The sequence below is a fragment of the Hydrogenophaga sp. ANAO-22 genome (assembly GCF_042466645.1).
GTDB lineage: Bacteria > Pseudomonadota > Gammaproteobacteria > Burkholderiales > Burkholderiaceae_C > Hydrogenophaga.
Map to the genome: position 1 here is coordinate 5,163,258 of NZ_CP159956.1, position 11,826 is coordinate 5,175,083.

The 11,826-nt window shown below is 68.2% G+C and carries 14 protein-coding genes; 6 read left to right on the forward strand and 8 right to left on the reverse strand.

Translation table 11 applies throughout. The annotated features are described in order from the left end of the window. Positions 1–9 precede the first annotated feature (9 nt). The gene (locus ABSY19_RS25030; RefSeq protein WP_382156886.1) at positions 10–996 is read right to left on the reverse strand and encodes an NADPH:quinone oxidoreductase family protein; all 987 of its coding nucleotides are present in this window, start codon (positions 994–996) and stop codon (positions 10–12) included. Positions 997–1,121: 125 nt separating this feature from the next. Here ABSY19_RS25030 and surE point away from each other — a divergent pair, with 125 nt between their 5' ends. From surE to rlmD, 5 genes are all read left to right on the forward strand, one after another. Continuing rightward, entirely contained in the window at positions 1,122–1,901 is a 780-nt protein-coding gene (gene surE / locus ABSY19_RS25035) for a 5'/3'-nucleotidase SurE (RefSeq protein WP_291116305.1), read from the forward strand. Beyond that, positions 1,898–2,767, forward strand: coding sequence for a protein-L-isoaspartate(D-aspartate) O-methyltransferase (locus ABSY19_RS25040; RefSeq protein WP_382156888.1), 870 nt, complete (start codon positions 1,898–1,900; stop codon positions 2,765–2,767). Before surE ends, ABSY19_RS25040 begins: the two co-directional genes overlap by 4 nt. Before the next feature lie 166 nt (positions 2,768–2,933). Further along, positions 2,934–3,758, forward strand: a complete 825-nt coding sequence (locus ABSY19_RS25045) for a peptidoglycan DD-metalloendopeptidase family protein (protein ID WP_382156890.1) — start codon at positions 2,934–2,936, stop codon at positions 3,756–3,758. 13 nt (positions 3,759–3,771) lie between these two features. Further along, positions 3,772–4,557: a 3'-5' exonuclease gene (locus ABSY19_RS25050; protein WP_382156892.1), complete on the forward strand. Its 786-nt coding sequence runs from the start codon at positions 3,772–3,774 to the stop codon at positions 4,555–4,557. 12 nt (positions 4,558–4,569) lie between these two features. Beyond that, a complete protein-coding gene (rlmD, locus tag ABSY19_RS25055) occupies positions 4,570–6,066 on the forward strand; it encodes a 23S rRNA (uracil(1939)-C(5))-methyltransferase RlmD (RefSeq protein ID WP_382156894.1) in 1,497 nt (498 codons plus the stop codon). 1 nt (position 6,067) lies between these two features. Here the strand turns inward: rlmD and ABSY19_RS25060 are convergent, their stop codons facing one another. Together ABSY19_RS25060 and ABSY19_RS25065 are read right to left on the reverse strand one after the other, a co-directional pair. After that, positions 6,068–6,406 carry a hypothetical protein gene (locus ABSY19_RS25060; RefSeq protein WP_382156896.1) on the reverse strand — a complete coding sequence of 113 codons (339 nt, stop codon included), beginning with the start codon at positions 6,404–6,406 and terminating at the stop codon, positions 6,068–6,070. A 139-nt stretch (positions 6,407–6,545) separates the two neighbouring features. Next, the gene (locus tag ABSY19_RS25065; protein WP_382156898.1) at positions 6,546–7,241 is read right to left on the reverse strand and encodes a Bax inhibitor-1 family protein; all 696 of its coding nucleotides are present in this window, start codon (positions 7,239–7,241) and stop codon (positions 6,546–6,548) included. Positions 7,242–7,490: 249 nt separating this feature from the next. Here ABSY19_RS25065 and ABSY19_RS25070 point away from each other — a divergent pair, with 249 nt between their 5' ends. After that, complete coding sequence (locus ABSY19_RS25070; protein ID WP_382156900.1) at positions 7,491–7,898, forward strand: heme-binding protein; 408 nt, start codon at positions 7,491–7,493, stop codon at positions 7,896–7,898. A gap of 303 nt (positions 7,899–8,201) precedes the next feature. Here ABSY19_RS25070 and hemP read toward each other — a convergent pair whose 3' ends face one another. The 5 genes from hemP to ABSY19_RS25095 all read right to left on the reverse strand — a co-directional run bounded on the left by hemP (position 8,202) and on the right by ABSY19_RS25095 (position 11,710). Further along, the gene (hemP, locus tag ABSY19_RS25075; protein ID WP_382156902.1) at positions 8,202–8,414 is read right to left on the reverse strand and encodes a hemin uptake protein HemP; all 213 of its coding nucleotides are present in this window, start codon (positions 8,412–8,414) and stop codon (positions 8,202–8,204) included. Continuing rightward, the gene (locus ABSY19_RS25080; protein WP_382156904.1) at positions 8,411–8,824 is read right to left on the reverse strand and encodes an ExbD/TolR family protein; all 414 of its coding nucleotides are present in this window, start codon (positions 8,822–8,824) and stop codon (positions 8,411–8,413) included. The genes hemP and ABSY19_RS25080 overlap by 4 nt, the downstream gene beginning before the upstream one ends. 9 nt (positions 8,825–8,833) lie before the next feature. Next, positions 8,834–9,586, reverse strand: coding sequence for a MotA/TolQ/ExbB proton channel family protein (locus tag ABSY19_RS25085; protein WP_382156906.1), 753 nt, complete (start codon positions 9,584–9,586; stop codon positions 8,834–8,836). Positions 9,587–9,612: 26 nt separating this feature from the next. After that, entirely contained in the window at positions 9,613–10,332 is a 720-nt protein-coding gene (locus ABSY19_RS25090; RefSeq protein WP_382156908.1) for an energy transducer TonB, read from the reverse strand. Between the two features lie 256 nt (positions 10,333–10,588). Further along, the gene (locus tag ABSY19_RS25095) at positions 10,589–11,710 is read right to left on the reverse strand and encodes an alpha-hydroxy acid oxidase (RefSeq protein WP_382156910.1); all 1,122 of its coding nucleotides are present in this window, start codon (positions 11,708–11,710) and stop codon (positions 10,589–10,591) included. Positions 11,711–11,826: the final 116 nt, after the last annotated feature.

Here is an 11,826-nt window from a genome sequence, read left to right on the forward strand (position 1 = left end):
CGGCCTTCTTCAGTTCACCATCACCAGCTTGCCCTTGACCGAACGCGATCCCATGATCGCGTAGGCCTTGTGCAGCTCGCTCATGGGCAGGGTCTGGTCGATCACCGGCTTGACCTGGCCCTTGGCGTACATCCCCGCCAGCGCCTGCATCATCTCGGCGTTGGCCTTGGGTTCGCGGCGCGCGAAATCCCCCCAGAACACGCCCACCAGGCTGGCGCCCTTGAGCAAGGTGAGGTTCAACGGCAGGGCGGGAATCGGGCCGCTGGCAAAACCCACCACCAGATAACGGCCGCGCCAGGCGATCGAGCGGAACGCGGGCTCGGCGAAGTCACCGCCCACCGGGTCGTAGATCACGTCCGGGCCCTTGCCGTCGGTGAGCTGCTTGATCGCATCGCGCAGGCCCTCCTTGGGGGTGTGCACGCTGTAGTTGATGGTGGCGTCCGCCCCCAGCTGCTGGCACAGCTCGCACTTCTCGTCGCTCGAGGCGGCCGCGATCACGCGCGCCCCGGCGGCCTTGGCGATCTGGATCGCCGCCGTGCCCACGCCGCCGGCCGCGCCCAGCACCAGCACGGTCTCGCCGGCCTTGAGGGCGCCCCGGTCCATCAGCGCGTGCCACGAGGTGGCGTAGATCATGATGAAGGCGGCCGCGTCCACCGCCGGAAAGCCGGGCGGCAGCGGCATGCACAGCGCGGCCGGTGCGATGGTGTGGGTGCCGAAGCCACCCGTGCCGCTCAGGCAGGCCACGCTCTGGCCCACCTGCAGGTGCTTCACACCCTCGCCCACGGCGCGCACCACGCCGGCGTACTCCGAGCCCGGCACGAAGGGCAGGGCGGGCTTCATCTGGTACTTGTTCTGCACGATGAGCAGGTCGGGGAAGTTCAGGCTCGCGGCCTGGATCTCGATCAGCACCTCGCCCGCCTTGGGCGCTGGCGTGGGCAGTTCCTTCCAGGTCAGGGCGTCGACGCCCACGGGGTTTTCGCAGAGCCAGGCATGCATGGTGTGTCCTCGTTCAAATGGTCATGAAACCGTTCCATGATAGGCAGCGGGGGCCGTCTTCCGCAGCGGGTAAGCCCCTTGCGTGTCCCGGGCGTGACCGGGGCGATCCACCTAAAATCGCGGCAATGAAAATACTCATCTCCAACGACGACGGTTACCAGGCGCCCGGCATCGTGGCGCTCTACGAGGCCCTCAAGGGGCTGGCCGAGGTGGAGGTGGTGGCCCCGGAGCACAACAACAGCGCCAAGTCCAATGCGCTCTCGCTGCATTCGCCGCTTTACGTGCACACGGCCTACAACGGTTTTCGCTATGTGAATGGCACGCCGGCCGACTGCGTGCACATCGCGCTCACCGGCCTGCTGGGCTACCGGCCCGATCTGGTGGTCTCCGGCATCAACAACGGCGCCAACATGGGCGACGACACGATCTACTCCGGCACCGTGGGCGCGGCCATGGAGGGCTACCTGTTCGGCGTGCCCGCCATCGCCTTTTCACAGACTGAAAAGGGCTGGGGCCACCTGGAAGACGCGGGCCAGATGGCCGCGCGCCTGGTGTCGCAGCTGCTGCCCTCGCTGGAAAACGGCCCGCCCGCCGAGCCCTGGCTGCTCAACGTCAACATCCCCAACCGGCCGCTGGCCGAGCTGCGCGGCTTCAAGGTGGCGCGCCTGGGCCGCCGGCACGCGGCCGAGCAGGTGATTTCGCAGACCAACCCGCGCGGCGACACCATGTACTGGATCGGCAGCGCGGGCAAGGCCAAGGACGACGCCGAAGGCACGGATTTCCACGCCTCGCTGCAGGGCTACGCCACCATCACGCCCCTGCAGGTGGACCTGACCGACCACGACCGCCTCGCCTACTGGGCGCCCACGGCCGCGAGCCTGTCCACGGGTGGTGCCGGCTCGTGAAGCGCGGTCTGCCGGTTCCTCCACCGCCGTCTTCCGCCCCTGCGGGGGGCGCGAAGCCCAGGCCGGGTTTTCCGGCGCGCCTGCCCGCCGCCGCGCCCGCTCCGGTGCCGCGCAACCAGCTGCAGCCCCGGCCGGCGGCGCGCGCCGTGGCACCGCCGGCCCTGCCGCAGCCCAAGGCCGCGCCCCGGGTGTCGGCGCATCCGGTGGCGCCCACCGGCGTGGGCATGGAATCGCAGGCGGTGCGCGCCGCCATGGTGCGCAAGATCCAGGGACAGGGCGTCACGCACCCGGGCGTGCTGGCGGCTTTGCAGGCGGTGGAACGCCACCGCTTCGTCGATTCGGCGCTGGTCAACCAGGCCTATGAAGACACCAGCCTGCCCATCGGCCTGGGGCAGACGATTTCCAAGCCCGGCGTGGTGGCGCGCATGCTGGAGCTGCTCTGCCAGGGCCGCGGCGAGAAGATGGGCAGGGTGTTGGAGATCGGCACCGGTTGTGGTTACCAGGCCGCCTTGCTCAGCCACCTGGCGCGCGAGGTCTACAGCATCGAGCGGCTCAAGGGGCTGCACGAAAAATCGCGCGAGAACCTTCGCTGGTTCCGCCTCTCCAACCTGCACCTGCTGTTTGGCGATGGCATGCTGGGCTACCCCAAAGGGGCACCCTATGCGGCCATCATCGCGGCGGCGGGTGGCAACGACATTCCGCAGGCGTGGATCGACCAGTTGGCCGTGGGTGGCCGGCTGGTGGCGCCCGCGGTCACGGCGGCCGGTCGGCAGAACCTGGTGGTGGTGGACAAAACCGCCACCGGCATCGTCCGCACCGAGCTGGAGGCCGTGCTCTTTGTGCCTCTAAAATCGGGTGTCGCATGATGTTGCACCGCCTCCCGGCGGTGCAACGTGTCTTTTTCAGGGCCCTGACCGCGCAGGCGGCCAGGGTTCCTTGCAATTCGTGGGAGTTTTCATGAACAAGCGTGTTTTCCAATGCTCGGGGCGTCCCCAGGAGTCGGGCCGTCCTGCATGGCGAGGCGTCGCGGTCATGTCCATGCTGGCGGCGCTGATGGTCGCCGCCGGTTGTTCCTCCACCCGCCTGGACCGCCCGGCGCCCGTGGAAGACCGAGGCGGTTCCGCCGCCCCCCGCCCGGCCGAGGTGGTGCCCATGCCGGGCGCCGAGAACGCCGGCAAGCCGGGCTACTACACCGTCAAGGCGGGCGATACCCTGTTCCGCATCGCGCTGGACAACGGTCAGAACTGGCGCGACATCCAGGCCTGGAACAACCTCACCAACCCGAACGCGCTGGAAGTGGGCCAGGTGCTGCGCGTGCAGCCGCCGGGCGCCACCACCACGGCCACGGCACCGACAGGCCCCACCACGAGCCCGGTGACCAGCTCGGGCGTGGCCTCGCGGCCCCTGTCGGAAACCGCGCCCCCCGCGGCCTCCACCTCGCCCACCACCCCGCCGGCCCCGGCACCCGCTCCGGCCGCGGGCGGCGCCGACGAGATCAGCTTCATCTGGCCGGCCCAGGGCACCGTCATCACGCCGTTCGACGAGGCCAACAACAAGGGCGTGTCGATCGCCGGCAAGATCGGCGACCCCGTGGTCGCGGCGGCCGACGGCCGGGTGGTCTATGCCGGTGCCGGCCTGCGCGGCTATGGCAACCTGATCATCCTCAAGCACAACAACACCTACCTCACCGCCTACGCCCACAACCAGGCGCTGCTGGTGCGTGAAGACCAGGCCGTGCGCCAGGGCCAGAAGATCGCCGAGATGGGCAGCAGCGACACCGATCGCGTGAAGCTGCATTTCGAGGTGCGCCGCCTGGGCAAGCCGGTCGACCCGATGGGCCACCTGCCCAAGCGCTGAACCCCGGCGCGGCATGGCCTGGCCGGTTCTCGTCTTCGACATCGAGTCCATTCCCGACGTGGCCGGGCTGCGCGCCCTGCGTGGCGCGGCGCCCGAGTTGACCGACGAGCAGGTTCACGCGGTCTGGCTGGCCGAGCGCAAGGAAAAGGGCCAGAGCGACTTCATGCCGCTGCACCTGCAGCGCGTGCTGGTCATCAGCTGCGTCTTCCGCAACGCCGAAGGCCTGCGCATCCACTCCTTCGTGGACCGCGACGGGCAGAGCGAAGGCAAGGTGGTGCAGGCCTTCTTCCACTCCATCGAGAAGCACACGCCCCAGCTGGTGAGCTGGAACGGGGGCGGCTTCGACCTGCCGGTGCTGCATTACCGCGGCCTGCGCCATGGCGTGGAGGCCAGCAAGTACTGGGACCTGGGCGAGGACGACCGCGAGTTCAAGTGGAACAACTACATCAGCCGGTACCACATGCGGCACCTGGACCTGATGGACCTGCTCGCCATGTACTCGCCCAAGAACAACGCGCCACTGGACGCCATGGCCAAGCTCTGCGGCTTTCCGGGCAAGCTGGGCATGGACGGCTCGCAGGTGTACGCGCAGTACCTGGCGGGGCAGACCGAAGAGATCTGCCGCTATTGCGAGACCGACGTGATGAACACCTACCTGGTGTACTGCCGTTTCCAGAAGATGCGCGGCGGGTTGACCGAGGCCGAATACGAGCAGGAAATTGCCATGGTCAAGGAGAAGCTGGGCGACCTGGCCCCGGCCGAGCCGCACTGGGACGAGTACCTGCGGGCCTGGGCCTGAGACAATCGGGGGATGACAGCGTCCTCCCTCCACGAAAACAGCCTTCTCACCACCGCCAGCACCGAGGCGGCCCACGAAACAGCGGCCAGCACCCTGCCCGAGGGCTGGCTCGCGATCGAATCCCTCGACATCGATGCCCAGGGCATCGCCCGCCGGCCCGATGGCAAGGTGGTGTTCATCGAAGGTGCGCTGCCCTTCGAGCAGGTCAGCGTGAATGTGCACCGCAAGAAGAACAACTGGGAAGCCGGCACGGTGACGGCGATCCACCGCGAATCCTCGCAACGCGTGCGGCCCGGCTGCCCGCACTTCGGCCTGCACGCCGGCGCCTGCGGCGGCTGCAAGATGCAGCACCTGCACGAGGCCGCCCAGGTGGCCGTCAAGCAGCGCGTGCTGGAAGACAACCTCTGGCACCTGGGCAAGGTCAGGGCCGAGACCATGATGCGCCCCATCGAAGGCCCGGCCTGGGGCTACCGCCACCGCGCGCGCCTCTCGGTGCGCCATGTGCACAAGAAGGGCGAGGTGCTGATCGGCTTCCACGAGCGCAAGAGCCGCTATGTGGCCGACATGAAGGTCTGCCCGGTGCTGCCCGCGCACGTGAGCGACATGCTCATGCCCTTGCGCGAACTCATCTTCGGCATGGACGCGCGCGACACCTGCCCGCAGATCGAACTGGCCAGCGGCGACGACGTGACGGCGCTGGTGCTGCGCCACCTGGAGCCGCTGAGCGAGGACGACCGCGCGCGCCTGCGGGCCTTCGGCCTCCAGCATGGCGTGCAATGGTGGCTGCAGGCCAAGGGGCCGGACACGGTCAAGCTGCTCGACGAGGGTGGGGCGGTGCTGTCGTATTCCCTGCCCGAGTTCGGCATCACCATGCCGTTCAAGCCGACCGACTTCACCCAGGTCAACCCCTTCATCAACCGCGTGCTGGTGGTGCGCGCCCTGCGCCTGCTCGACGCCCGGGCCGATGAGCGCGTGATCGACTGGTTCTGCGGCCTGGGCAACTTCACCCTGCCGATCGCCACGACGGCGGGCGAGGTGCTGGGCATCGAGGGCAGCGAGGCCCTGGTGGCGCGCTCCCGCGAGAACCTGGCGGGCAACCAGGCCGGCCGGGACCGCGCGCTCGCGCCCACCACCTTCGCGGCGCGCAACCTGTTCGAGATGACGCCCGAGCAACTGGTGGCCGATGGCGTGGCGCAGAAGTGGCTGGTGGACCCGCCGCGCGAGGGCGCGTTCGCCCTGGCCAAGGCCATGGCCGACCTGCACCAGAACCCGGCCCTGCGCGGTGACTGGACGCCGCCGCAGCGCATCGTCTACGTGAGCTGCAACCCGGCCACGCTCGCGCGCGACGCGGGGCTGCTGGTGCACCAGGCGGGCTACCGCTGCGTAGCGGCGGGGGTGGTCAACATGTTTGCCCACACGGCGCACGTCGAGAGCATGGCGGTGTTCGAGCTGGACCCGTCGAAGGTACCGGGCGCCGATGCGGCGCCGGCGGTGGCCGACGAGGGCTGAATCAGGACTTCTGCGATTCGGCGCCGGGCTTGGCGCCGTCGGCCGCCGCGGGCGCGGCGCCGGACTCGGGTTCGGAGGGCATGCCCACCACCGAGTTCTCGCGCATGTACTGGTCCATCTCGCGCCAGCCGGCGAACACGGCGGCCTTGCCGGCGCGTGGGTAGTTGCTGAAGCAGCTTTCGATGCTGCGCACCGCATGCCGGCAGGCGCTGCCGATGGCCTTGCCCTCGGCTTCCTTCTTGGCCGCGACCTGCGTGGCGGTCTCGATGCCCAGCGCTTCGCAGCCGGTCAGCAGGCTGACGGTGGCCAGGAGGCAGAGGGTGAGGGCGGTGTGTCGCATGGCTGTGCAGTGGGTTTCAGCCTTGTTTCGGCGCCTGGGGCCCGAACTTGACGCCCCAGGCGGCAAAAATGTCACGTTGCCCGTGCGACAGGCCAAGAAAAAGGACCCGAAGGTCCTTTTTCGATGGGCGAGGGCCCGTTTACTCGCGGTCGCCGCCGAACATGCCCAGCAGCATCAGCAGGCTCTGGAAGATGTTGAAGAGGCTCAGGTACAGGCCCAGGGTGGCGGTGATGTAGTTGGTTTCGCCGCCGTCCACGATGCGTTTGAGGTCGTACAGCAGGTACAGGCTGAACACCACGATCGCCAGGGTGGCGATCACGGCCATGCCGGCCGGGCTGCCCACGAACACGTTGATGATCGCGCCGATCATGATGGCCAGGGCGCCCACGAAGAGCCACTTGCCCAGACCGGAGAGGTCGCGCTTGATCACGGCCGAGAGGTTGGCCATGATGAAGAACACGCCGGCCGTGCCGCCAAAGGCGGTCATGATCAGGCTGGAGCCGTTGGAGAAGCCCAGCACCGCCGCCAAAAGGCGCGAGAGCATCAGGCCCATGAAGAAAGTGAAGGCCAGCAGCACGGGCACGCCGGCGGCTGAGTTCTTGGTCTTCTCGATCGCGAACATGAAGGCGAAGGCGCCGCCCAGGAAGACGATCAGCCCCAGGCCGCCCGTGAGCGCGGCGGTGATGCCGGTCTGCACGCCGATCCAGGCGCCCAGCACGGTGGGCAGCATGGACAGGGCCAGCAGCCAGTAGGTGTTGCGCATGACTTTGTTGCGCAGCGCATCGGAAGAGACGGCGGTGCCGAAGCGGCCGCTGGTCTGTGCTTGGTCGGTCATGGTGGTGATCTCCTTCATCATCTGACGCCCTAGGCCGGTCGCTGCGCGTCGGAATGACGCGCAACCGGCGAAATTGCATTGTAGGAGGCTGGTCCGCCGTGAGCACCCGGCGCGGGACAACGCATTTTTGGTATGGTCACTTGTGACCTCTGGTGTGCCAATGCACGCGTTATCGTTCGCACTTTGCGCCCGGGCGGTAAGCTCCCGCTCTGCAATTTCTTCTCTGATCCCCCATTTAGGACCAAGTTCATGAAAAACAAGGCAATGCTCGAAATCGCCGACGTCAAACTCATCGCCGCCGCGGCCGAAGCCGAGGCCGTGAAGAACAACTGGGCCGTGACCATCGCCATCGTGGACGACGGCGGGCACCTGCTCTGGCTGCAGCGGCTGGACGGCGCGGCCGCGATCTCGGCCCACATCGCGCCGGCCAAGGCCCACACGGCCGCCATGGGCCGTCGCGAGAGCAAGATCTACGAAGACGTGATCAACCAGGGCCGCATGTCCTTCCTGAGCGCGCCCACGCTCTCGGGCATGCTCGAAGGCGGTGTGCCCATCCTCAAGGATGGCCAGTGCCTGGGCGCGGTGGGGGTGAGCGGTGTGAAGTCGACCGAAGACGCGCAGATCGCGCGCGCGGGCATTGCTGCGATAAACTTGTGAGCTTTGCCGGGTGGCACACCCGAAAAAAGTGCCTGGCTAACGGGACCTTCGGTCCCTTGGCTGGCTAAAAACGACGCGCGGGAAGGTGATCTTCCCGGGTCGCCCCACGATAGAAAAACGATACAAGGGCCGGTGCCTGCCCTGCTGCGCTCCGCAGAGAGCGCAGCGCCTGAAATCAAAAAATGCCTGGCTACGGAGGTGGAGATCCTCTTGGCTGGCTAAAAACGACGCACGGGGATGGTGATGTCCCCGGGTCGCCCCACGATGAAAAAGCGGTGCGAGGCAGCTTGTGGTGCCGCCTGGTTACTTGGTGAGGATCAGCTTGCCCTGCCGCGTCGCGTGCAGCCGGTAGAGCGATCCGTTGTGATGAATGGCCACCACCTTCTGGCCGCGAAGCAGTTCGGCGCTGGGCAGCACCGGCACGGGATGGCCTTCGTGCAGGAGCTGCAGCGTCGTCGGCGCATCGGGTGCGGTTGCGTTGGCGGGCGCGGGGGTGGTGTCCGGGTTCGGGTTCATGGCGTGCCTGGTTCCGTGATGAAGCCGATCTTGCGCACGCCGCTGCGCTGCGCGCTGGCCATGGCTTGCGCCACGCGCTCATAGCGCACCGCCTTGTCGCCACGGATGTGCAGCTCGGGCTGGGGATCTTGCGCGGCCGCCGCCGCGAGGCGGTTGGCGAAGTCGGCGTCTTCCACGCGCTGGTCGTTCCAGTAATAGACACCGTCCGCATCCACCGACAGGCGGATGTTCTCGGGCTTGTCCAGCACCTTCTCCATGCTCGCCTGGGGCAGCTCGATGTTGACCGAGTGCTTGATCACGGGCACGGTGATGATGAAGATGATCAGCAGGACCAGCATGACGTCGATGAACGGGATCATGTTGATCTCGCTCATCACCTCGTCGCTGTCCGATTGGGTTCCGATGGCCATGGCGGATCCTTACGAGGCCTTCTTCATCGGCAGCACCTTGCCGTCGGCCGCGCCGGCGGTGACGCGGGCGCCGGTGACGAAGTAGGCATGCAGGTCGTGCGCGAAGCGGTTGAGCTGGTGGCTGATGCCCTTGTTGCCGCGCACCAGGGCGTTGTAGCCCAGCACGGCGGGAATGGCGACCAGCAGGCCGAGCGCGGTCATGATCAGCGCCTCGCCGATCGGGCCGGCCACGCGGTCGATGCTGACCTGGCCGGCCGCGCCGATGCTCAGCAGGGCGTGGTAGATGCCCCAGACGGTGCCGAACAGGCCCACGAAAGGCGCGGTGGAGGCCACCGAGGCGAGCACCGACAGGCCGCTCTGCGCGCGCGCGGTGTGGTCGTCCACGCTCTTGCGCAGCGAACGCTCGACCCAGTCGCTCACGTCCAGGCTGTCGTGCAACTGGCGCTGCGGCGGCGTGCCGTTGTGGCCGTCCTTGTGCAGGATGTGGCGGGTGGCTTCGCGGCCTTCCAGGGCCACGCTGCGGAAGGGGTTGCCTTCGGACGAGCCCAGCTTGTCCAGGCCTTCGGCGAAATCGGCGCTGTGCCAGAAGCCTTCGATGCCCTTGGCCTGGGCGCGCTGGGCGCGCTGGTCCAGGGCCTTCCACAGGATGATGACCCAGGTGGTCAGGGACATCGCCAGCAGCACGATGGCCACCGAGCGGGTGACCCAGTCACCTTGTGTCCAGACGTGGGCCAAGCCCGTCGAAGCGATTTGCGGATCCATGATTCTCTGACTCCAGGGGAAGAGGTTTATTCCAAAACGAAATTGATCGGGATGTTGAACCACATGGCTTCAGCCACCCCGTTGCGCTTGCCCGGCACGTAGCGCCAGCGCAGCACGGTCTGTACGGCGGTCTGGTCCAGCCGGTCGAAGCCGCTGGAGGTGCGGACCTCGGCCTTGCTGGCCGTGCCGTTGGTCTCGATGAACACGCGCACCACGACCTTGCCCTGTTCGCCCATGCGTTTGGACAGGGCGGGGTAGGGCGGGCGCGGGTTGTTCAGGTAATCGGCGCTGCTGGAGGGCAGCTCCACGCGCGGCGGTGCGGGTGGCGCTGGCGGTGCGGGCGGGGCCGGCGGCGCGGGCTCGGCGGCCACGACGGGCGGCGCGGGCTCCGGGGGCGCCACCACGGGCGCCATGGGCGAGGGCTCCTGCTGCAGCACCGGTTGCGGCGTGGGCTCGGGGCGCGCGATGGGCTTTGGCTTGGGCTGGGGCTTTTGCACCACAGGCGCAGGCGGTGGCGGCTCGGGAATGATCTGCGGCTTCGCCGGCTCGATGATCTCGGCCAGCACTTCGACCGGGATCACCATTTCCACGGCGCGGCGCAGCAGACCGCTCTGCAGGGCCCAGACGGCCAGCACATGGAAGCCCACCACCGCGCCCACCACCAGGATGCGGCGGTTCAGGCGGCGCGGTGGGGCGTCAGGCGAGGGAGAGAGGGGAGACGCCATGGTGGCGCTGGCGGTCGGCATGGTGAAGTCGGAAGAGGCTCGGCAGGACGGTGGCGTGGGGCCGTGGTGAAGGCCTCGTTATGAACTATCTGTGTCGAAAAATCCACCACGCGGCGATCAGCATGAGCATGAGGCTGGCGCCGAGGACAGCGAGGCCGGTGGTCATGGAAATCCCTTTCGCGTGGGTCGACAGTGCGACGTGTGACAGGAAACTGCTATCGATTCTAAACGAGAATGTTTCGCATTCTCATGATTGTGCCAAAAAAGAGCGGTTTTTTTAGCGGCCGGTGGGCGCCAGCACCGTGGTGGCCTCGGCCAGCGTGCGGCAGCCGGTGAGCGCCATCGCGATTTCCAGCTCGTCGCGCAGCAGGCGCAGCACATGGGCCACGCCGGTCGCGCCCGCCGTGGCCAGGCCGTGCAGCACGGGGCGGCCCACCAGCACCGCGCTCGCGCCCAGGCCGATGGCCTTGAGCACGTCGGTGCCCCGCCGGATGCCGCCGTCCACCAGCAGGGGCAGATCGCCTTGCACGGCTTGCGCGATGCGGGGCAGGGCGTTGGCTGTGGTGATGGCGGTGTCGAGCGTGCGCCCGCCGTGGTTGGACACGATCAGGCCCGAGGCGCCGCAGGCCACCGCCTGGCGGGCATCGTCGGGATGCAGCACGCCCTTGAGCAACACGGGCAGGCGCGTGATCGAGCGCAGCCAGGCCACGTCGTCCCAGCCGGGCGCGTGGGTGAGCAGGTCGTCGAACAGGGCGCTCTGGCCCGCGGCCAGTGTGCGGGGTGGCGGGTGGCGCAGGCCCGTGAGGTTGACCGCACCGATGCCGGCCGGCAGCCGAAAGCCGCTGCGCCGTTCGCTGTCGCGAGCGCCTTGCACCGGCGCGTCCACCGTGAGCACCAGCGCTTCGAAGCCGGCGGCTTCGGCGCGCTGCACGAGTTCGGCTGTGAAGCCCCGGTCGGGCTGCAGGTAGAGCTGGAACCACAAGGGACCGCGCCCAGGCTCCGGCAGGAAGCGGGCCGCGATCTCGTCCAGCGGTGCCGATGCCTGGGTGCTGAACACCAGACCCGCGCCCAGTGCGGCGGCGGCCAGGGCGGTGGCGTGTTCGCCATCGGGGTGCGCCAGGCGCTGGTGCGCCATGGGCGCGACCAGGATGGGGTGGGCGAAGGTTCGGCCGAGCAGCTCGACGCGGGTGTGGCCCCCGGCCAGGGGCTTGAGCACGCGGGGCAGCAGCTCCAGCGCGCGCCAGGCCTCGATGTTGCGGGCGAAGGTCAATTCGTCGGCCGCCGCGCCGAACAGGTAGGCCCAGCTGGCCTCGTCCAGCACGCCGCGGGCGTGGCGCTCGTGATCGGCCAGGGTGGTCACGCCCGGGGGCAGGGCTGGGTGCGTGTGTTGGGGCGTCATGGGTTCGTGGGTGGGCAGCGGGCCTGGGAGCGGTGCAGCAAAAACAGGAGCAGGGGCCCTGGGGGATTCAAGCTGCTGTTTATAATGGGAACAATTCTCATTTATCGTTCATTATT